The organism is Sphingomonas sp. Leaf257 (assembly GCF_001422185.1).
GTDB lineage: Bacteria > Pseudomonadota > Alphaproteobacteria > Sphingomonadales > Sphingomonadaceae > Sphingomonas > Sphingomonas yabuuchiae.
The window spans coordinates 134,735-155,778 of sequence record NZ_LMMH01000037.1 but is presented as its reverse complement, the minus strand read 5'-3'; the positions used below and the strand labels follow the sequence as shown (position 1 = coordinate 155,778).

Here is a 21,044-nt window from a genome sequence, read left to right as displayed (position 1 = left end):
CCGACCGGAGCTCGATCAGAACCGAAACCGCAATTCCGCCAGCAGGGTCCGTGGTTCGCCCGGGAAGCTGCCGCTTTGCAGCGAGAAGCCGGAGGCGGCATAGCGCTTGTCGAACAGGTTATCGACGCGCAGCATCAGCTCCATGATGCCCAGCGACTTGGTGATCGAGGCATCGAAGATCGTATAGGGCTGCACCGCCTGGCCAGAGAGGCTGATCCGGCTCGACAGATATTCGCCGCCAAAGCCGATCGCGGTGCCGATCGGCGCGATCTGGTAACGCGTCCAGAAGCCGAGCTGGTGCTGCGGCGCATTGGCGAAGCGGTTGCCGACCGCGTTGGTCAGCGACTGGCCCGGAACGGTGCCGGTGATCCGGGTGTCGTTATAGCCGTAATTGGCCATCAGCACCCAGTCGGGCGTGATGTCGGTCGCCAGATCGATATCGAACCCCTTGCTCGTCACCTGGCCGATCGGGCGGAGCTGGTCCTGCCCGTTGATGGGGGCCAGGCTGGGGTCGACCTGAAGCATGTTGCGGCGGACGATCCGATAGACGGCCGCATTGGCCTGAAGCCGTCCGCCCATCAGCACCGACTTGACGCCGCCTTCGACCTGCCCGCCCGTGACCGGGGCGAAGGGGCCGCCCGCATCGCGATTCTGGCTGGCCGGGCTCTGCGGCTCGAAACTGCCCGACCAACTGGCGTAAAGCGACACGTCCTTGCGCGGCTTGGCGATCGCCCCGGCGCGATAGGTGAAGCGGCCATCGCTATAGGAGTCGTTTGTGGGCGGCCCGCCGCGGCGACGGTTGGTCGCCACGGTGTCGTCAAATCGGTCGTAACGGACCCCACCGACCAGCAGCAGCGCGTCGGTGACGGTGACCTGGTCTTGCAGATAGGCACCTGTACGCCGGCTGCGCGTGTTCGACGTCTCGAAGGGCAGGGCGGCAGCGCGAGCCACGTCGCGGCCGGTCACCGTATAGACCGGCTTGCTGAGGCTCAGTGGTGTCACGCCCGAACGCAGGATGCGCGAGTTGAGGATGCTGGTTTCGTCATACCAGTCGGCGCCCGCCTGGAATTTATGGACCATGCCGAACAGCGGCACCTTGGCGGTGGCGTTGGCCATGAAGGACAGACCGTCGACGTCGCGGATCTGGTCGCGGAACTCGCGCGCGATCAGGTCGGAACTGCCGCTCACGAAACCGCGCGCCTCGTGATATTGCTGCGTTTCCGTCGCCTTGAAGTAGCGCGCGCCCGCGTCGAAGGTGATCGCGTCACCGATATCGGTGATGTAGCGTGCCTGATAGGCTTGCGACTTCAAATGGAGGAAGTCGGTGGGTTCGTTGGCGTTCCAGCGGATATCGCCCAGGAAATTGCCGTCATTGTCGACCGGCACGCCGCGCAGCCGATTGCCGCGCAGGAAATTGTCGTAGACCGTGGCCTGCACGGTCAGCTTGCCGCCCTGGTTGGTGCGGAAGGACAGGCCGCCATCGCCGATCAGCGACGTATTCTTCGTGTTGTAGCGGAAGGGCGTCATCGCCTCATAGAAGCCGCCGAGCCGATAGGTCACGACGCCGTTCGCATCGACCTTGCCCGTCGCCTCGGACGAGATGCCCGCGCGACCGTAATTGCCCAGCGTGGCGACCGTGCGTAGCGCACTGACCTCGCTGGGTGTCTTCGAGACGTAGTTGATGATGCCGCCGGGCGAACCGGGGCCGAAGAACAGGCCCGCCGGTCCCTTCAGCACCTCGACCCGGCTGACGGTAAACAACTGTGGCACCGAAAAGCCGATAAAGGGATTGCCGCGCTGACCGTCATAGAAGGACTGGTCCTGCCGAAAGCCGCGAAAGGTGATGCCCGCATAGCTGAAGGCGCTGACGCCCGAGATGTTGCGATAGATATCGGTCGCGTCGCGCGCGCCCTGATCGGTGAACAGCTCCTCATTGATGACCTGAAGGGCCTGCGGAATATTCAGTGGGTCTTCGGCCGTCTTGCCGACGGTCGTCGTATCGACGCGGTAAAGATGCTGCGCCCGCCCGGTCACGACGATGTCCTCGGCAGGCGGAGGGATGTCTCCGATGGGGTCCGTCGTGGCCGCCATGGCGGGCGCACAGACCAGCAAGGCGGCCAGGCTGGCCGCACCGTTCAAGACATTCATGGCTCAACCCCCTTATCGCTATCGACTCGCAGTAACGTCTATAGCTTAGGGGTGCAACCATGGTTTGCGGCGGCGCAGCGAAGTGCTGGTCAGCCTTGCAACCAGTCGCGCAGCAACATGGTCACCTCGCCGGGGCGCTCGATCGGGGCCAGATGGCCGCAATTGCGGATTTCATGAAAGCGCGCATCCGTGATGCGATCGGCCAGCTCGCGCGCATCGGCGGGCAGGCAGATGCGGTCGCGATCGCCCACCGCGACCAGTGTCGGCACCCGGACCGCCGCGATGGCCGGGCCGATATCGGGCCGGGCGAGCAGGGCGCGCTGCTGCCGCTCGAACACCGCCGTACCGACGCGCTCGGCCATGGCCTGCACCGGGCCGCTGACGATCGGGGTGAGGGCCGGGTCGGCATGCGGCGCGGTGGCGAGCAGGCCCTGATCGGCGACGGTGCGGGGACGCATCTGCATCGAGGCGCGGGTGCCGAACAGCGCCACCCGCTGCACCCGCTCGGGGGCCTGCCGAATGATCTCCAGTGCGACATAGCCGCCCAGGCTGACGCCCGCGACCGTGAAGCGTGGCGGGGCATGGGCCAGCACGCGCGCCGCCATCGCCTCCAGCGTGTCGTCGACGGTCAGGTCGCCCAGCATCGGATGGGTGATGTCGCTGAGGTCGACGACCTGCCGTGCCCAAAGCTGGCCGTCGCATCCCATGGCGGGCAGCAGGATGAGGGGCGGCGCGTTGCGGATCATGGCTATGTCTCCCGAAGAATGAGGTTGCGTCGAGGCGTCAGACGAACAGGGTCAGGAGGCCGCGTGCCGGGTCGGTCAGCCCTTCCCAGATCATCTTGCCCGCGACCCACAGGATGACGAGCAGTCCGACATAGGCGAGCCAGCGATAGCGCTCGATCACGCGGGCCAGGACATTGGCGGCGAGGCCCATCAGCGCGACCGACAGGATCAGGCCGATGGCAAGGATGCCGGGATGATCGCGCGCCGCGCCCGCGACCGCCAGGACATTGTCGAGGCTCATCGAGATATCGGCGACCGCCACCGCCCAGGCGGCGGCCCAGAAACGACGCGGCGCTTGTTCGGTCAGGGGATCGTCTTCCCCCGCGCCGCGCAGCTCGCGCCACATCTTCCAGGCGACCCAGACCAGCAGCAAACCGCCCGCCAGTACCAGCCCGACGATCTGGAGCAGCTGCGTCACCACCAGCGCGAAACCGATACGCAGGACGAGCGCGGCGATGACCCCGACCAGGATCACCTTGCGCCGCATCGCCGGGGGCAGCCCGGCCGCCAGCGCGCCGACGACGATGGCGTTGTCGGCGGCCAGCAACACGTCGATCATGACGACCTGGGCAAAGGCGGCGAGCGCGGCCGGAGAGCCGATCGCGGCGAAGTCGGCGACGATATGCTGCCAGAGCGTTGCCATCGGATCAGCCCACCAGCGGGAAGGCGAGGACCGCCATCCCGACCAGCGTCATCACCACGCACACCACGGCGGCCGGAACCAGCGTGAAGCGCTGGTGATCGGCGAGGTCGATGCCCGCCAGGCTGACCAGCAGATAGGTCGACGGTACCAGCGGGCTGAGCAGATGGACGGGCTGGCCCATCAGCGAGGCACGCGCGATCGCCATCGGCGACACGCCGTAATGCGCGCCCGCCTCCGCCAGGATCGGCAGCATCCCGAAATAGAAGGCATCGTTGGAGATGAAGAAGGTGAAGGGCAGGCTGAGCAGCGCAGTGATCGGCGCCATATAGGGCCCCAGGACCGGCGGGATGAAGCCGACGACTTCCTTGCTCATGGCCTCAACCATGCCGGTGCCCGACAGGATGCCGGTGAAGATACCGGCGGCGAAGATCAGCGAGACGACCGACAGGACGTTACCGGCATGGGCGGCGATCCGCTCCTTCTGCTCGGCGACCTGCGGATAGTTGACGATCATGGCGATGGCGAAGGCCAGCATCATCAGCACCGACAGCGGCAGGATGCCCGAGACCAGCCCCGCGATCAGCGTCAGGGTCAGCGCGCCGTTGAACCAGCGCAGATGCGGGCGGCGCGCCTCGGGGAATTGCGACACGGCCATGCCGGTGAAGGCGGTCGGCTCGTTCGACTTCACATGGCCGATGCGGCGACGCTCCTTGCGGCCGAACCAGATCGCCAGGCCGATCAGGAAGGCAAGGCCCGCGATCATGCCGGGGATCAGCGGCAGGAACAGCGTTGCGGGATCGAGCTTCAGCGCGCTGGCGGCGCGGGCGGTCGGACCGCCCCAAGGCGTCAGGTTCATGATGCCGCTGGTGCTCATGAGCAGGCAGCAGAGGTACAGCCGGTTCATATCGTACCGCTTATAGAGCGGCAGCAGCGCGGCGATGGTGATGATGTAGGTGGTCGATCCGTCGCCATCCAGGCTGACGATCGCGCACAGCACCACCGTGCCGATCAGGATCGCCATCGGATCGCCGTGCACGACCCGCAACAGCCGGTTGACCAAAGGATCGAACAGCCCGGTATCGGTCATGATCGAGAAGAACAGGATCGCGAACAGCAGCATCACGCCGGTCGGCGCGAGGTTCTTGATGCCGTCGATCATCATGTCGCCCAGGCCCGAGGCGAAACCGGCGATCAGCGCGAAGGCGGTGGGCACGACGATCAGCGCGACGAGCGGGGTCATCCGCTTCGTCATGATGAGCGTCATGAAGGTGGCGACCATCAGGAAGCCAAGCAGGGCAAGATCCATCGAAGGATGCTCCGTGAGAGGAGAAAGGGGTGTTTAGAAGGTGACGGCGATGCGGGTGCCGATCGTCTCGCCGCTGTCGGGGCCGGTATAGGTCCCTGCGCGATTGTCGGTGTCCCAATGGACCCAGTTGAACTGGAGCCGGGTGAAGCTGTTGAGATACCAGTTCACGCCCGCCGTCGCGGCCCAGCCGCGCCCGCCGGTCAACAGGCTGGTATAGTCGAGATTTTCGTAGCGTGCGGTCAGCTCGATCGCGCCCGGTCCGCCCTCGAAGATCGGCTTCAGGACGCGCGGCTGGCCGAAGCTGCCGAGGCGGGGGTTATAGGGGGGCAGGTCGCCGGTGACGAACCAGCCGCCCGACAGGCTCCATGCCTTGCTGAGGAAATTGGGGCGTCCGCCGGTCAGGCGCGCACGGCGCTCGCCCGCCTCGGCCATGACCCAGACCGGGCCGACATAGCCGCCCAGCTCCGCGCCGTAACCGGTGGTGCTGCGCCCGCCCAGCAGCGCGCCGGTCGACACGCGCAGCGCGCCGTTGAAGCGGCCGCCGATCACCGTATTGCGGGTCAGCGTGGTCGCGTTGGCGGACAACGCCTCGTCGAAGCCCCATAGGCCGACATGCAGGACCGAATGGTCGCTCTTGATCGGGTTCCAGTGTGCGCGGCCCAGCACCGTGCGGCTGTCATTGCCGCCCTGGTTGCCGTCGATCCGGTCACCGGTCAGCGTCAGCGAGGCGTGGCCGGTCTTCCAGAACAGGCGTGGCATGATGCCGACGCCGTAGAAGCCGCGCTGTGGGATGATCGCGGTGGAGACGACGGTGCGCTCCATGAACGGCGTCGAGTCCGATCCCGTCGAGCCCTCGAACCCGCGATCGTTGAACAGATGCCCGGCGCGCAGGTCGTAATCCAGGCCCGGCCGGATGCGGTTGCGCCAGCCGATAAAGGCGGTGACGATATCGACCTCATTCTCCGAAAAGTCGGATTCGAACTGGTAGAAGAAGTGCGTGCCGACCCCGCCTTCCAGGCCCAGGCGCAGCGCGCGCATTCCGGTCGTCGTGATGTTGCGGCCGTCATAGCGTGAGCCGAAGGTCGAGCTGACATCGGTCAGGATGCGGCCGCGCGGCTTGAAGGTGTAGATGCCGTCCGCCGAGTGGAAGACGGGCAGGCCCGCACCCCATTCGGTGGTGACCCCCGCCGCATTGGCCTGCCGCGCCTGCGCGACGTCGCGTTCGGCGGGGCCGGGGGGGTACCAGCTGCGGCGCGAAGGGGCGGGTGACGGTATCGCGGCCGATAGTGTCGCTTTGCGCCAGTTGCGGCGCGGGTGGGGTGATCGGGGCAGGGGCCGTCGCGGCAACCGGAGCGGGCGCGGCGGCGGTCGTCCCCTCCAGCCGGTCGAGCCTAGCCCGCAAGGTCGCGATCTCGGCGGCCTGCTGGCGGACCAGTGCGGCGAGGTCGTCGTTGCTCGGCGTCTGGGCGAGCGCGGGGGTGGCGGCCAACAGGGCGACCAGCGCGGTGGCGGTTCGGATCGGGGTCATCATTTGGGGGCCTCTTGAGCAAGAGTGGCGCGCCAGTCGGCCAGGAAGCGGCGGCGCTTGATCGTGTCGAGATTGACTAGAAGCTGCGGCCCGACGCGGATCGGGCGTTGCTGTTCGGCGGACAGGCGGGGTGCGCGGACATCGCCGCGCACCGGGAGCAGCCATTGGCGGGCGAGCAGCGTCTGTCCGGTGCGCGACAGCAGGAAGTCCAGGAACAGCCGTGCCGCCGCCGGATGCCGGGCATCGCGGGCGATGAAGGCGACGCGCGAGGCGATGATCGTATAGTCGCGCGGGAAGACCACCCGGATATTCGGATCGCGCATCGCACGGGTCAGCGCATAGGGGCCGACGACATTGTACGCGATGGCGATCCGCCCCGCCGATACCGCGTCCAGCATCGGCTCGGTGGTGCGCGACAGCATTGGCCGGGTCGCCGCGATCGCCTGCACCAGCGAGCGGGTGTCGCGGGTGATCGCATGATCCTCGGTCAGGTATAGATAACCGACATTGGACCGGGCGGGGTCATAGGTGGCGACCTTGCCCATCAGCTGGGCGCGACGGGTGCGGAGCAATTGTTCGAACGCCTCGTGCGTGCGCGGCACTTGTCCGGCGGGGATCAGGCGGCGATTGACGACGAAGGCGACCGGCTCGGCGGTGACGCCGTACCCCATATTCTTCCAGACCGCCGTGGCGGGAAGCGCGGGCTTTTCGGGGCTGAGATAGGCTTGCGCATAGCCGTCGTTGATCAGCTTGGCCTGGAGGTCCATCGCCGACGACCAGACGACATCGGCCCCTGGGGCCTTGCCCCGTGCTTCCGCGACGACGCGGTCGTAGATGATGCTCGATTCCAGATCGTCATAGCGGACCTGGACGCCGGGATAGGTGCGGCGAAAGGCCGCGATCAGCGGCTGCATCGCGGCGGTGTCGGCATTGCCATAGATGCGCACCAAACGCTCGCCGCGCGCATTGGCGACCAGCGTGTCATAGGAGCGGGGATAACCGGCCGGGCGCTGCGCATCGGCGCGAGCGGGCGCGACGGCACCCAGCATCAGCATCGATAGAATTACCATTCGCATCGTTCAGGTCCTCTCGCTTCCCGCCTCTGAGTTCGGGTAAGCGCAATGCCATGGATAATCCCGGCAAGCTGTCATCCGCCTTTCACGGAAAGGCTGCGTCATGCGGATTCTGATCGTCGAGGATGATGCGGCGCTGGCACGCGGGATCGTCGCGCTGCTCCGCGCGGCGGGACATGCGGTCGATCATGTTGCAACCGGCGAGGATGCGCTGATGGTCGCGGCGGACGAGGCCTATGCGCTGGTCGTCCTGGATGTCGGGTTGCCGGATATCGACGGTTTTTCGGTGCTCCAGACGCTGCGGCGCCAGGGTAACCGCGTGCCGGTGATGATGCTGACCGCGCGCGATGCGCTGGACGACCGGGTGCGCGGGCTGGATCTGGGCGCGGACGATTATCTGCGCAAGCCCTTCGCGCCGGAGGAATTGGAGGCGCGCATCCGGGCACTGGGGCGGCGACGCGGCGGCGATCCGACGCCCGAGCTGGTCGTCGGGGCGCTGGTCCTCGATCGTTCGCGCGGCGCGGCGCGGGTGGGGGAGCGGCCGCTCGACCTGCGTCGCCGCGAATGGGCGGTGCTCGACGCGCTGGCGACCCGCGCGGGGCAGATCGTGCCGCGCGAGACGCTGCAATCCGAGGTGTTCGGCTATGACGAGCCGGTAGGGCCCAATGCGATCGAGGTGAACATCACGCGGCTGCGCGGCAAGCTGGCCCCCGACGGTCCGGCGATCCGCACCGTGCGCGGGGTCGGCTATATGCTCGATGCCCATTAAGCCGCCGCGCGGGCGTGCCGTCGCGCTGCGCACCCGGCTGCTCGCCGCGATGCTGGCGCCGATGCTGGCGATCGCGGTGCTGCTGGGACTGGCGGGGGCGACGCTGATCGCCGATGTGGTCCGCCGGACCAACGACCGCGTGCTCGGCGGCGCGCTGGGCGCGGTGGCCGAGACGGTGCAGGTGGAGCGCGGCGAGGTGACGCTGGACCTGCCCGCCGCCGCCTTCGGCATGCTGGAGAATAGCGAGCGCGACAATGTCTATTACCGGATCGCGGTGGGCGGGCGTCTGCTGACCGGCTATGCCGACCTGTCCGCGCCGAACATCGCCGAACTGGCGCTCGACACGCCGCGCTTCCGCTTCGCGCGCTACCGCGACCAGGATATTCGCATTGCCGAGGTGCGCCGCGCGCTGCCGCGGATCGACGCGCCGGTGATCGTGCAGGTGGCCGAGACGCTGGACGGTCGCCGCGCGCTGCAACGGCGGTTGGTGATCGCGCTGGTGCTGGGCGAGTTGCTGCTGGTGGGCGTGGCCATGCTGCTGATCCGCCCGGCACTCGCCTGGAGCCTGCGGCCGCTGGCGGGGCTGCGCGGGGCGGTGGCGGCGCGGGACACGCGCGCGACGCCGGACCTGTCGCCGCTCGACACCGGGCCGCTGCCGGTCGAGCTTCGCCCGCTGGCCGATGCGTTCAACCATCTGCTCGCCCGGCTGGACAGCGCGACGGCGGGCATGCGGCGCTTTACCGCCGATGCCTCGCACCAGATGCGCACGCCGCTGGCGGTGTTGAAGGTGCAGGTGGCGCTGGCGCGGCGCGGCAGCCCGGCGGCGTTGGGCGAGATCGCCGATGCCGCCGACCGGCTGGAACATCTGGTGAAGCAGTTGCTGGCCCTGGCGCGCGCCGAGGAGGCGGGCGTCGCGCCGCCGCGCGAACGGGTCGACCTGCGCGAAGTGGCGGTCGCGGTCATCAACCGCCGTATCGCGCAGGCGATCGAGGCGGGGGTGGAAATCCATCTCGATGCGCCCGCCGACATCGCGATCGCCAGCCACCGCACCTTGCTGTTCGAAATCCTGTCCAACCTGCTCGACAACGCGATCCGCTATAATCGGCGCGGCGGTCAGGTGATACTGACGGTGTCAGACGAAGCGGGGCAGGGGATCAGGATCGATGTGGCCGATGACGGCCCGGGCCTGCCCGACGCGGAACTGGTCCGGCTGGGCGAGCGCTTCACCCGCCTGTCGACCGCACGCGACAGCGAGGGCAGCGGGCTGGGCCTCGCCATCGTCCGTTCGGCCGCGTCGCGCCTCGATGCGGCGGTGGAGATCGTGAATACCCGACCGGGCCTGCGCGTAATCTTGCGCATGGGTGCTGCGGTCGGACCGCGATGACATTTCGATAGTCAGGGCGAGCCCCTCCCCTTCAGGGGAGGGGGTGGGGTGGGGCCTCGCCACGGACGACATGCTTGCGGACGCGCCCCACCCCCGACCCCTCCCCTGAAGGGGAGGGGAGCATCTCATGTCATTCCGCCTCACAAGCGATCCGCGTCCATGACCTTCGTCCAGGAGGCGACGAAGTCGTTCACGAACTTCTCCTTGGCGTCGTCGGCGGCATAGACCTCCGCCACGGCGCGCAGTTCGGAGTTCGACCCGAAGATCAGGTCGACCGGCGTCGCGGTCCAGCGGGCAGCGCCCGTCGCGCGGTCCTTGCCCTCGTACAGGCCCGGCGTCGCCGACTTGGTCCACACCGTGTCCATGCTCAGCAGGTTGACGAAGAAGTCGTTGCTCAGCGTCCCCGGACGGGCCGTCAGCACGCCGTTCTTAGACCCGCCGCTATTGGCAGCCAGCGCGCGCATCCCGCCGACCAGCACGGTCATTTCCGGCACGGTCAGGTCCAGCGAGTCCGCCTTGTCGACCAGCGCCTCTGGCGCGCTGACCTCTGCCTTGGGCCCGTAATAGTTGCGGAAGCCATCGGCGACCGGTTCCAGATGGGCAAAGGATATGGGGTCGGTCTGCGCCTGGGTGGCGTCGACGCGGCCGGGCTTGAACGGCACGCTGACCGTCATGCCCCCGGCCCGCGCGGCCTGCTCGACCGCCGCATTGCCGCCCAGCACGATCAGATCGGCCATCGACACCTGGCGTCCGCTGCGCGCGAAATCCTTCTGGATCGCGGTCAGCCTGGCCAGCACCGTCTTCAGCTCGGCCGGATCGTTGACCGCCCAGCCCTGTTGCGGGTCTAGGCGCAGGCGCGCGCCGTTCGCCCCGCCGCGCATGTCGGTGCTGCGGAAGGTCGAGGCGGAGGCCCAGGCGGTGCGGATCAACGCTGGACCCGACAGGCTCGATGCCAGGACCATCGCCTTCAAACGGGCCTGATCCTCCATACCGATCGGTGCGAAGCTGGCGGCGGGCAGGACGTCCTGCCAGACATAGGATTCGGTCGGCACGTCCTTGCCCAGATAGCGGGCACGCGGGCCGAGGTCGCGATGGGTCAGCTTGAACCATGCGCGCGCAAAGGCCTGGGCGAACAGGTCGGGGTTCTTCTGCCAGCTCTCCAAGATCTTGCGGAAGGCGGGATCGTCCTTCAGCGCCATGTCGGTGGTGAACATGATCGGCGCGTGGCGCACCCCCGGCAGATGCGCGTCGGGCACCAGCTGCGCCGCCGCCGGATCGGTCGGGATCCACTGGGTCGCGCCCGCCGGGCTCTTGGTCTTCACCCAGTCATAGTTGAGCAGATTGTCGATATATTGGGTGGTGAACTGGGTGGGCGTCGCCGACCAGGCACCTTCCAGGCCCGAAGTGATCGTGTCCTGGGCATTGCCGTTGCCGCACGTGTTGGCCCAGCCCAGGCCCTGCTGCTCGATGGCGCCCGCGGTCGGCTCGGCGCCGAGGCACGGCTTTTGGGCATGGGCGCCATGCGCCTTGCCGAAGGTGTGACCGCCCGCGATCAGCGCCAGCGTCTCCTCGTCGTTCATCGCCATGTTGCCGAAGGCGCGGCGGATATCGGCGGCGGCACCGATCGGATCGTGATTGCCGTTCGGCCCTTCCGGGTTGACGTAGATGAGGCCCATGGTGGTCGCCGCCAGCGGACGCTTCAGCGTGCCGTCCGCCTTGGTGCGCTCGGTACCCATCATCTTGGTCTCGGGGCCCCAGTAGACGACGTCCGGCTGCCACGCATCGACGCGACCACCGGCAAAGCCGACCGTCTTGAAGCCCATATCCTCCAGCGCGACATTGCCGCTGAGCACCATCAGGTCGCCCCAGCTGAGCTTGCGGCCATATTTCTGCTTGATCGGCCAGACCAGGCGACGGGCCTTGTCCAGGCTGACATTGTCCGGCCAGCTGTTCAGCGGGTCGAAGCGCTGCTCGCCACCGTCCGAACCGCCGCGCCCGTCACCGGCGCGATAGGTGCCCGCGCTGTGCCAGGCCATGCGGATGAAGAAGGGACCGTAATTGCCATAGTCTGACGGCCACCAGGGCTGCGACGTGTGCAGGACGCGGCGGATGTCGGCCTTGACCGCCTCCAGGTCCAGGCTGTTGAACTCCTTCACATAGTCATAGTCCGCCCCGTAGGGATTGGCGCGGGTGTCCTCATGCTGGCGCAGCGCCGTCAGGTCGAGGCGGCTGGGCCACCAGTCGCGGTTCGTCATGCCGCCGGGCCGGGCGGCGACCGGCGCGGGCGGGTCCTGCGTCACGGTCTTGGCGGCGGTCGGCGCCTTGGGCTGGGGGCGGTCGGTCTGCTGGGGCACGCTGGTCAGCGCGGCCATCATCGCGATCAGGGAAACGGGTGCAATCGGCATGGGGGCCCCTTTAGTCTGTTATTCGTGTTGCGGGGGGCGATTAGAAAACCGGGTCTCGATGGCAAAGCGAGATAACCCGATCACAGTCATCGATTGCATGGTGCGGTGCGGTAGCGTTGAATGCGCGACGGGATTGGGGAGCGCGCCCCTATTTTGGCCCCCTGCGACACGCCTTGCAAACTCCGACAAATGTGAATTATGATCGCGCTTATAACATAATGCTTTCACAGAAGAGAGTAGGGCGGGTGGCGTAACCCGAGCGGACGGACTTGAGGATGCCGGTGCGAGCGACCGGATCGATGGCAGGGAGAGCGAGGGATGAAGGCGAACAGACGCGAGATGATCGGGGGCGCGGTCGCGGCGGCGGCACTGGCGCCCGCAGCGGCCTCGGCCGTGCCGACGGCGCCGCAGGCCATGGGAGCGGGGCGTGCGCTGAAGGTGCCGCCGCCCTCGCGCTTCACGCCGGACTGGGCGTCGCTGACCGCCGGGTACAGCGTGCCCGACTGGTTCCGCGACGCCAAGTTCGGCATGTGGGCGCACTGGACCGCGCAGTGCGTGCCCGAACAGGGCGACTGGTATGCCCGCGAGATGTATCTGCCCGGCAGCCGCGCCTATAACCATCACCTGAAGACCTATGGCCATCCGGCGGATGTCGGCTTCATGGAGCTTCAGAACAGGTGGAAGGCGGACCGCTGGGACCCCGGTCGCTTGCTCGACCTCTATAAAAAGGCGGGCGCGAAATACTTCATGGCGCTGGCCAACCATCACGACAATCTCGACGCCTATGATTCCAAATATCATGCATGGAATACGACGCGGGTGGGGCCGCGCAGGGATATTGTCGGCGAATGGGCGAAGGGCGCGCGTGCGCGGGGTCTGCGCTTCGCCGTGTCGAACCATTCGGCCCATGCCTGGCACTGGAACCAGCCCGCTTATGGCTATGACCCGACCGGCCCGCGCGCGGGCGAACGCTATGACGCCTATAAGCTGACCGCCGCGCAAGGGCGTGGGCAATGGTGGGAAGGGCTCGACCCGCAGCAGCTTTATACCGGCCGCCACATGCCGATGCCCGATGGCATCCGTACCGAGGCGGAGGCCAATGCCTGGCACGAAGCGACCGACCGCCTGTGGAACGAGGGGGTTCCGGCAGGCTCGAACTTCGCGCCCAACTGGCTGCTCCGCGCCAAGGATCTGGTCCAGAAATACCGGCCGGACATGGTCTATTTCGACAATTTCGACCTGCCGCTGGAGCAATATGGCCTGGATTTCACATCCTGGTTCTACAACCAGTCGATGCAGTGGAATGGCGGCCGCCTGGAAGCCGTCGTCACCAGCAAGATGACGCCGCCGCAGCGGCGCACAGGCATCGTCGACGATGTCGAGCGTGGCGGCAAGAATTACATCGAGCGCTTCCCGTGGCAGACCGACACCTGCATCGGCAACTGGCATTATGATATCGAGACCTATCGGAACGACGGCTACAAGTCGGCGGCGACGGTCATCCACACCTTGTGCGACGTGGTGTCGAAGAACGGCAATCTGATGCTGTCGGTGCCGATGCGCGGCGACGGGACGATCGACGACAAGGAAGAAAGGATCGTCAACGACATCGCAGAATGGATGGGTCGTTATGGCGAGGCGATCTATGCCAGTCGCCCCTGGAAGCTGAACGGCGAAGGCCCGACGCGCGGCAATTCGGGCAATTTCTCCGAAGGCGGTCCCAAGTCCGCCTATACCGCTCGCGACGTGCGATATGTGACGCGCAACGGCAATCTCCATGCGCTGGTAATGGGCTGGCCCGAGGACAATATCGCGCGCATGACCCTGCTGGCGCAGGGCAACCCGACCATGCCGGGCCAGATCCAGCGGGTGACGTTGCAGGGTGACAATAGCCCGCTTCCGTTCAAGCGCACCGCCGAGGCACTGGAAGTCACGCTGCCATTGGGCGCGCGGCATGAGATCGGCATCCCGCTGATCATTTCGGGCAACGGCGTCACCGCCTGATGACGGAAGGGGCCGTTTCGGACGGCCCCTTCCGTGGCCTCAAAACGGCCTCTAATTGGTCAGGCAAATGAGCTTTACAGCTTGAGCCGCCGGGTTAGACTGATCCGATAACCATGGGGGTGGGCGGATGAAGCGGGCGGGGATCACGGTCATGGGCGCAGGCCTGGCATCGTTGCTGGGCCTCGCCATGCCCGCCCAGGCCGCCGAGTTCGACCTCACGCGGGCGAGCCTGCTGGCCGTCCCGGACGGCGAGGGGACCACCCGTATCGCCGCCGAGCTTCTGGCCCGCGATCTGACCGGGCTGGGCGGGCGGCCGGGCGCGATCGTCGAGGATGTGGCGACCTGCGCCCCGATATGCGTCGTGATCGGAACGACGGCTTCGCCGATCGTCCAGCGGCTGGCGGCGGAGGGCGGCGTCGATCTGTCGCCGATCAGGGGTGGCTGGGAACGCTATGTCCGCGCCGGAGTCAGTGTGGCCGGGCGACGCTATCTGCTGATCGCCGGATCGGACGCGCGCGGCGCCGCTTATGGCGTGACCGACCTGTCCCGTGCGCTGGGCGTGTCGCCTTGGGAATGGTGGGCGGACGTCACCCCGCGCCGTCGTAATCGGATCGCCATCGATGACGCCGCCTTTGTCTCGCGCGAGCCGTCGGTGAAGTATCGCGGCATCTTCCTGAACGATGAGGATTGGGGACTGGAGCCCTGGGCGGCCAAGACCTTCGATCCGGAAAAGGGCAATATCGGCCCCGAGACCTATCAGCGTGTCTTCGAGCTGATGTGGCGGTTGAAGGCCAACACGCTATGGCCCGCGATGCACTCGGTCTCGACACCCTTTTTCGGCGATCCGGGCAATGCGCCGCTCGCAAAACGCTATGCGATCGTCATCGGCAGTTCCCATGCCGAGCCGATGCTCCGCAACAATCTGCGCGAATGGGACGAGGGCCAGCGCGGCGGGTTCGACTTCACCCGGCGGCCTCAGGCGATCCTGGATTACTGGCGCGAGCGGGTGGGCGAGACCAGGGGGCAGGAGGCGTTCTACACGGTCGGCCTGCGCGGCCTGCACGACGGGCCCATGCAGGGCGTGACGACCACGGCGGCGCGGCGCAGCATTCTGGAGGACGTGGTCGGGCGGCAGCGTGGGCTTCTGGCCGACACACTCGGCAAACCGGCGGCGCAGGTTCCGCAACTCTATGTGGCGTACCATGAATTGCAGGAGGCCTATGACGCCGGGCTGACCCTGCCGGGCGACGTCACGCTGATGTGGACCGACGACAATTACGGCTATCTGCGGCGGTTGAGCACGCCCGAGGAGCAGAAACGGCCGGGCGGGGCGGGGGTCTATTATCACCTGTCCTACTGGGGGCGGCCGCACGACTATCTGTGGCTGGGCACGACGCACCCCGCGCTGATCCGCGAGGAGATGGGACGCGCCTGGGCCACCGACGCGCGGCGCATCTGGGTGGTCAATGTCGGCGACATCAAGCCGATCGAATATCTCTCGCAATATTTCCTCGACCTGGCCTTCGACGCCAAGCTGCTGGACGAGGCACCGCGCGAGCATCTGCGCCGCTTCATGGCCGAGCAGTTCGGCGAGGCGGAGGCGGGCAGTATCGCCGATGTGATGATGCGCTTCTATGACCTGGCCTGGCCGCGCAAGCCCGAGTTCATGGGCTTCGGCCAGACCGAATGGGTCACGCCCAACCGGCCTAGCGCCTATGTGCAGTCGGATGGTGAGGAAGCGCAGGCGCGGCTGGCGGCCTATCGCACGCTTGCGGCGCAGGCCGAGGCGATCGGCGCGCGTATCGCGAAGGATCGGCAGGATGCCTTTTACGAGTTGGTCCTTTATCCGGTGCGCGGCGCGGCGGGGCTCAACACGCGCATCCTGTCGCTCGACCTGGCCGAGCTGTACGCGCGCGATCAGCGCGCCAGCGCCAATGCCTATGTCGCGCGGGCCAGGGCGGCACATGCCGGGCTGGTAGCGGACACAGCGCGCTATAATGCGTTGGCCGGGGGCAAGTGGCGGGAGATGATGGACATGGCGCCGCGCCGCCTGCCCGTCTTCGCCGAGCCGATGTGGCCGAGCTGGCAACCCTCCACGCAGAAGGGCTGCGCCACCGGGCTATGGGGCGCTTGGATCGGCGATGAGAATGTCCTGACCTTCACCCGTGGCGTTCCGGCGGAGCGACCCGTGACCCTGTATCAGCATCAGCCGCAGGCGACTTCATGGATCGTAAGCGACATGCCGGCGGGCCTGTCCTTGTCGCAGGACAAGGGCGAGTTGAACGAGCGCGGCGGGTACGAGCAGCGGATGACGCTGCGTTATGACGGCAAGGGCGCGGTCGGGCCGGTGACGCTGCGCTGCGGCGAGCAGCCGGTGGTCGTCCATGCGACCGTGCTCGCCCCGCCCAGGGTCGAGCCGGACACGGCGATCGAGGACGAACGCCGCGTCACCATGCCTGCGCTCGCGGCGCGCTATGGTGGAGATTGGGAAGCGATCCCTGACCTCGGCAGCCAGCATGGCGCGTTGCGGGCCAGGCTGACCCTGCCGACGCGCGGCTCGGCGGCGCAAGGGACGCCCGCCACCTGGCGGTTTGCCACCATGAGCGAGGCCGGGGCCACCCTGCGCGTCGTCGCGCTGCCGACCCATCCCCGCGATCCCGCGCACGGCTTGCGCGCCGCCGTCCGGCTGGACGACGGCGAGTGGCAGACGGTCGATTTCGCGACCACGGGGCGCAGCGATCAGTGGCGGCAAAATGTCCTGACCAACACCGCCGTCGTAACCTTGCCGGTCAAGAGCTTCGCCGCCGGGCATCACCGGGTGGCGATCGTGCCGCTCGATCCCGGACTGACCCTCGATCGTGTCGAGCTGGTGCTCGATGGCGCTCGCCCGCTTTACGCGCCCCTCCCGGAGACTGCCCGATGACCGTGACCCGCCGCACCCTGCTCGCCAGCGGGCTGGCCGTGCCCGCGCTGGGCAAGCCCGTTCTGGCGGCGAACGCCCGGCTCGAACTCGACAGCGGCGATGCGCCCGCGCCCTTCGACGCGATGCCCGAACCGCCATTCGTCTCCGATCCGGGGCTGCTCCGGCTCGATAGCGGCTGGCTGTTCCACAAGGGCGACATCGCGGTGCCGCCGATCCTGGGGCATGAGGAAAGCTATCAGAATGCCAAGGCCGGGATCGCGCAGGGGGCGGCGGCGGTCAGCTATGACGATAGCGACTGGCGCAGCGTCGAACTGCCGCATGACTGGGCGATGGAGGAGGTGGTCGATCCCCAGGCCAATGTCGCGCAAGGGTATCGGCGGCGCGGGATAGGCTGGTATCGCCGCACGCTGAAATTGCCCAGCGAATGGCGTGGTCGCTATCTGGAGGTGCAACTCGGCGCGGCGGCGACCAACGCGAAGGTCTGGTTCAACGGCGTGCTCGTCGCGCACAGCTTCAGCGGCTATACCGCCATCCTGATCGACATCACCCCCTATGCCCGGTTCGGCGAGGAGGTGAACACGCTCGCCGTCCGCGTCGATGCCGAGACGATGGAAGGCTGGTGGTATGAGGGCGCGGGGCTTTATCGCCACAACTGGCTGGCGGTGCGCGACGGGGTGAGCATCGTCACCGATGGCCTGCACGCCGATCCGCGTCGCGAGGGTACGGGCTGGACGGTGCCGATCGCGCTGACCGTCTCCAACGTCCAGAAGACGGCGGCGACCGTGCGGGCCGAGGCGGTGCTGATCGACCCGGCGGGCCGCACCATCGGTCGGGCGGAGACGGACGTGACCGTCGATCCGCTCAAGACCGCCGAGGCGAAGGTCGCGATCCCGGTTGCGTCGCCGCAACTCTGGTCGGTCGACCAGCCGACCCTCTACCGGGTGGAGACGCGGCTGCTGCGCGACGGCAAGCCCATCGACGCCCGCGCCACCCGGATCGGTTTCCGCGAAATCCGCTTCGATGCAGGCACCGGCTTCTACCTCAACGGCGTGGCGACCAAGATCAAGGGCGTCTGCGTCCATCAGGACCATGCCGGGGTCGGCGTTGCCATGCCCGATGCGATGTGGGAATGGCGCATCCGGCGGCTGAAGGCGATGGGTTGCAACGCGCTGCGCTGCTCGCACCATGCGCCCGCGCCCGAACTGCTCGACGCCTGTGACCGGCTGGGGATGCTGGTCATGGACGAGAACCGCAACTTCAACCCCAGCCCGGATTACCTGCGCCAGCTGGAGTGGCTGGTCCGCCGCGACCGCAATCACCCTAGCGTCTTCCTCTGGTCGGTCTTCAACGAGGAGCCGATGCAGGGCACCGAGCAGGGCTATGAGATGGTCCGCCGCATGGCCGAGGCGGTGAAGCAACTCGATACCTCACGCCCCGTCACGGCGGCGATGAACGACGGAATGTTCTCGCCCCTGAACGTGTCGGATGCGGTCGATGTGATGGGCTTCAACTACCAGCATCGCCGCTATGACAGCTTCCATGCGGCGCATCCGACCAAGCCGATGACCAGCTCGGAGGATACCAGCGCGTTCATGACTCGCGGCGTGTGGAAGACCGACATGGCCGCGCATGAAGTCAGTTCCTACGACACCGACGCCGCCGAATGGGGCCTGACCCATCACGAAAGCTGGCGGATGATCGACACGCGGCCCTTCGTCGCGGGGACGTTCGTGTGGACGGGCTTCGACTATCATGGCGAGCCGACGCCGTTCGAATGGCCGACGACCAGCAGCGTGTTCGGCATCATGGATTTGTGCGGTTTCGCCAAGATGGCCTTCCACCTGCGCCGCGCACAATGGGTGGACGATGCGCCTGCCCTCGCCATCGCACCGCACTGGACCTGGCCGGGGCGCGAGGGGCAGGCGATCCGGGTAATGGTGCTAACCAATGCCGAGACGGTCGAGTTGCGCCTGAACGGAAAGAGCTTAGGCACGAAGACGGTCGACCGGTTGGCGATGCCCGAATGGCAGGTGCCCTATAGCCCCGGACGGCTGGAGGCGGTCGGCTATCGCGCCGGGCGCGAGGTGTCGCGCACGGCCGTCGAAACGGCAGGGCAGCCGGTCGCGTTGAAGCTGGTCGCGGATCGTGGCGGGATGCTGGGCACGGGCAGCGACGTCCAGCCCTTCACCGTGATGGCGGTCGATGCGCGCGGGCGGGTGGTGCCGGATGCGGATGCCCCGGTGAGCTTCCGGGTGACGCGGGGCGCGGTCATCGGGGTCGGCAATGGCGATCCCAACGATCATGACTCAGAGGTCGTGCCTGCACGTCGTCTGTTCCACGGGCTGGCCCAGGCGCTGGTCCGTGCCGAGGCGGGGGCGGGGACGCTGACGGTCGAGGCGACCGCGCCGGGCTTGAAACCCGCGCGCGCCACGGTGCGGGTGATCGCCGCCGAGCCTCTGCCCGCGCTTCCTGCCACCCGGCCGGTGGCGATGCTGACCGACTGGAAGCGAAGCGACTTCACCGCGACCCGGCCCGATCCGCTGCGGCGTTATGCGGGCAACGATATGAACAGCCTGGTCTATGCGCGGCCCGGACGGCTGGAGGGACCGGGCGAGGGCGTGTGGTCGACCTATCGCACCAGCTTCAAGCCGCGCCCCCGGATCGCGGAGCAGGGTGGCGCGGTGGTCTTCGCCGAGGTCGTCGGCCGCGCGGAGGCTTGGGTGGACGGAGTGAAGCGGGCGGAGAAGACGGACTTTGGGGCTGCGCCGCTGGTGGTGCCGTTCCCGGCCGGGGCGGGCGAGCGGCAGGTCGTGCTGGTCGTGGAGGCGGCGCCCGGCAGGGCGTCCGGCTTGGGGCGGACGATTTCCGTGCGGGAGCGTTAACCCGTGCGCTTCGACTTCGCTCAGGCTGAACAGAATTCGGACCCCCGTTCAGCCTGAGCATAGTCGAAGGCCAAGGGTCAAACCTTCAAGATAATCCCCTTGCGATCCAGCACCCACCCGAACCCGCAGCAGATCAGCGTATAGACCAACGCGCAAAGCAGGGACCCCACCGGCCCCGGCGCGACCGGCTGAAACGCGTTGAGGCCGACCCAGGTATAAAGCCCCTCGCCATCGACATGGATCAGCTCAAGCACGACGACGAGCAGCTCGGAAAACAGATAGATGGCGAGCGGATTGCGCCCCAGCATCTGGAGGAAGGACCGCCCGACCTTCACGCCGCGTATCTCGACCAGCCACAGCACCGCGCCCAGCAGGATCAGGTCGATGCCGACGGTCAGCGCGACGAACGAGCCGGTCCACATTTTCTTGCCGATCGGCAGCATCGGCGACAGCAGCAGCGCCACGACGACCAGCCCGGCTCCGATCGCCGCCAGCCGCCCGACGGTCGCCGCGTGCTTGCCCCAGCGCTGGATGGCCAGCCCCGTCAGATAACCCGCGATGACATTGGCGGTAGCGGGCAGGGTGCCGAGCAATCCCTCGGGATCGAAGCCATGGTCCTTCTTATACAGATGCTCCGGTCCGATCAGCCACAGATCGAACAGCGTACCCGCATTCTTATACCGTCCGAACGCCTCGCCCGCCGGGCTGAGGCCGACCAGGATCGCCCAGTGCGCGACGACCAGACCGATCGCGACCATCACCAACTGGCTGGGCTTCAGATAGCGCGCACACAGCGCCCCCAGCAGATAGCAGAGCGCAATGCGTTGCAGCACGCCGGTCAGCCTTGTGTCGGCAAAGGGCTTGGCGACCCAGCTCCCGTCCGGCTGGTGGGTGACGAAGGGGAACCAGTACATCAGCACGCCGAGCAGGAAGATAAGGGCGGCGCGCTTGAATACCCGGCGCAGGAAGACATGTTCGGGCATCGGCCGGGTCAGTGCGAAGCTCATCGCGTTGCCGACCGCGAACAGGAAGCTGGGATAGATCAGGTCGGCCAGCGTGAAGCCGAACCACGGCGCGTGCTGCAACTGGGTAAAAGCCCCGCCCGCGCCCGCCGTGTTGACCACGATCATCAGGAAGATGGTCGCGCCCCGGAACATGTCGAGCGAGGCGAAGCGCTCGGGTCTGGCGGTCATG

General features: G+C 67.4%; 12 protein-coding genes and 1 pseudogene. 5 read left to right on the top strand and 8 right to left on the bottom strand.

The genetic code is table 11. The features are described 5' to 3' along the window. Positions 1-15: 15 nt before the first annotated feature. The 6 genes and pseudogenes from ASF14_RS20480 to ASF14_RS20455 all read right to left on the bottom strand — a co-directional run bounded on the left by ASF14_RS20480 (position 16) and on the right by ASF14_RS20455 (position 7,486). Entirely contained in the window at positions 16-2,148 is a 2,133-nt protein-coding gene (locus tag ASF14_RS20480) for a TonB-dependent siderophore receptor (protein WP_056439785.1), read from the bottom strand. 89 nt (positions 2,149-2,237) lie between these two features. Then, entirely contained in the window at positions 2,238-2,894 is a 657-nt protein-coding gene (locus tag ASF14_RS20475) for an alpha/beta fold hydrolase (RefSeq protein WP_056439782.1), read from the bottom strand. A 37-nt stretch (positions 2,895-2,931) separates the two neighbouring features. Further along, positions 2,932-3,576, bottom strand: coding sequence for a YjbE family putative metal transport protein (locus tag ASF14_RS20470; RefSeq protein WP_056439779.1), 645 nt, complete (start codon positions 3,574-3,576; stop codon positions 2,932-2,934). A gap of 4 nt (positions 3,577-3,580) precedes the next feature. Continuing rightward, positions 3,581-4,882 (bottom strand): CitMHS family transporter, encoded by a 1,302-nt coding sequence (locus ASF14_RS20465; protein WP_056439777.1) that lies wholly within the window; start codon positions 4,880-4,882, stop codon positions 3,581-3,583. Positions 4,883-4,915: 33 nt separating this feature from the next. Further along, positions 4,916-6,413 (bottom strand): annotated as a pseudogene (locus ASF14_RS20460) (OprO/OprP family phosphate-selective porin). Next, on the bottom strand, positions 6,410-7,486 hold the full coding sequence (locus ASF14_RS20455; RefSeq protein WP_056439769.1) for an ABC transporter substrate-binding protein: 1,077 nt from the start codon (positions 7,484-7,486) through the stop codon (positions 6,410-6,412). Before ASF14_RS20455 ends, ASF14_RS20460 begins: the two are co-directional and overlap by 4 nt. 100 nt (positions 7,487-7,586) lie before the next feature. Between ASF14_RS20455 and ASF14_RS20450 the strand changes: the two genes are divergently transcribed. Together ASF14_RS20450 and ASF14_RS20445 are read left to right on the top strand one after the other, a co-directional pair. Further along, a complete protein-coding gene (locus ASF14_RS20450; RefSeq protein WP_056439767.1) occupies positions 7,587-8,252 on the top strand; it encodes a response regulator in 666 nt (221 codons plus the stop codon). After that, a complete protein-coding gene (locus tag ASF14_RS20445) occupies positions 8,242-9,636 on the top strand; it encodes a sensor histidine kinase (RefSeq protein ID WP_056439764.1) in 1,395 nt (464 codons plus the stop codon). Before ASF14_RS20450 ends, ASF14_RS20445 begins: the two co-directional genes overlap by 11 nt. Before the next feature lie 140 nt (positions 9,637-9,776). Here the strand turns inward: ASF14_RS20445 and katG are convergent, their stop codons facing one another. After that, the gene (gene katG / locus ASF14_RS20440; RefSeq protein WP_443025854.1) at positions 9,777-12,008 is read right to left on the bottom strand and encodes a catalase/peroxidase HPI; all 2,232 of its coding nucleotides are present in this window, start codon (positions 12,006-12,008) and stop codon (positions 9,777-9,779) included. A 351-nt stretch (positions 12,009-12,359) separates the two neighbouring features. Here katG and ASF14_RS20435 point away from each other — a divergent pair, with 351 nt between their 5' ends. From ASF14_RS20435 to galA, 3 genes are all read left to right on the top strand, one after another. Beyond that, positions 12,360-14,045, top strand: coding sequence for an alpha-L-fucosidase (locus ASF14_RS20435; protein ID WP_056439758.1), 1,686 nt, complete (start codon positions 12,360-12,362; stop codon positions 14,043-14,045). A gap of 127 nt (positions 14,046-14,172) precedes the next feature. Then, a complete protein-coding gene (locus ASF14_RS20430; protein ID WP_156361344.1) occupies positions 14,173-16,968 on the top strand; it encodes a glycosyl hydrolase 115 family protein in 2,796 nt (931 codons plus the stop codon). After that, complete coding sequence (galA, locus tag ASF14_RS20425; RefSeq protein ID WP_201780638.1) at positions 16,965-19,850, top strand: beta-galactosidase GalA; 2,886 nt, start codon at positions 16,965-16,967, stop codon at positions 19,848-19,850. The genes ASF14_RS20430 and galA overlap by 4 nt, the downstream gene beginning before the upstream one ends. A gap of 77 nt (positions 19,851-19,927) precedes the next feature. On the opposite strand, the gene ASF14_RS20420 is transcribed toward galA, so the two are convergent. After that, positions 19,928-21,043 (bottom strand): acyltransferase family protein, encoded by a 1,116-nt coding sequence (locus ASF14_RS20420; RefSeq protein ID WP_056439884.1) that lies wholly within the window; start codon positions 21,041-21,043, stop codon positions 19,928-19,930. Between the last annotated feature and the right edge of the window lies 1 nt (position 21,044).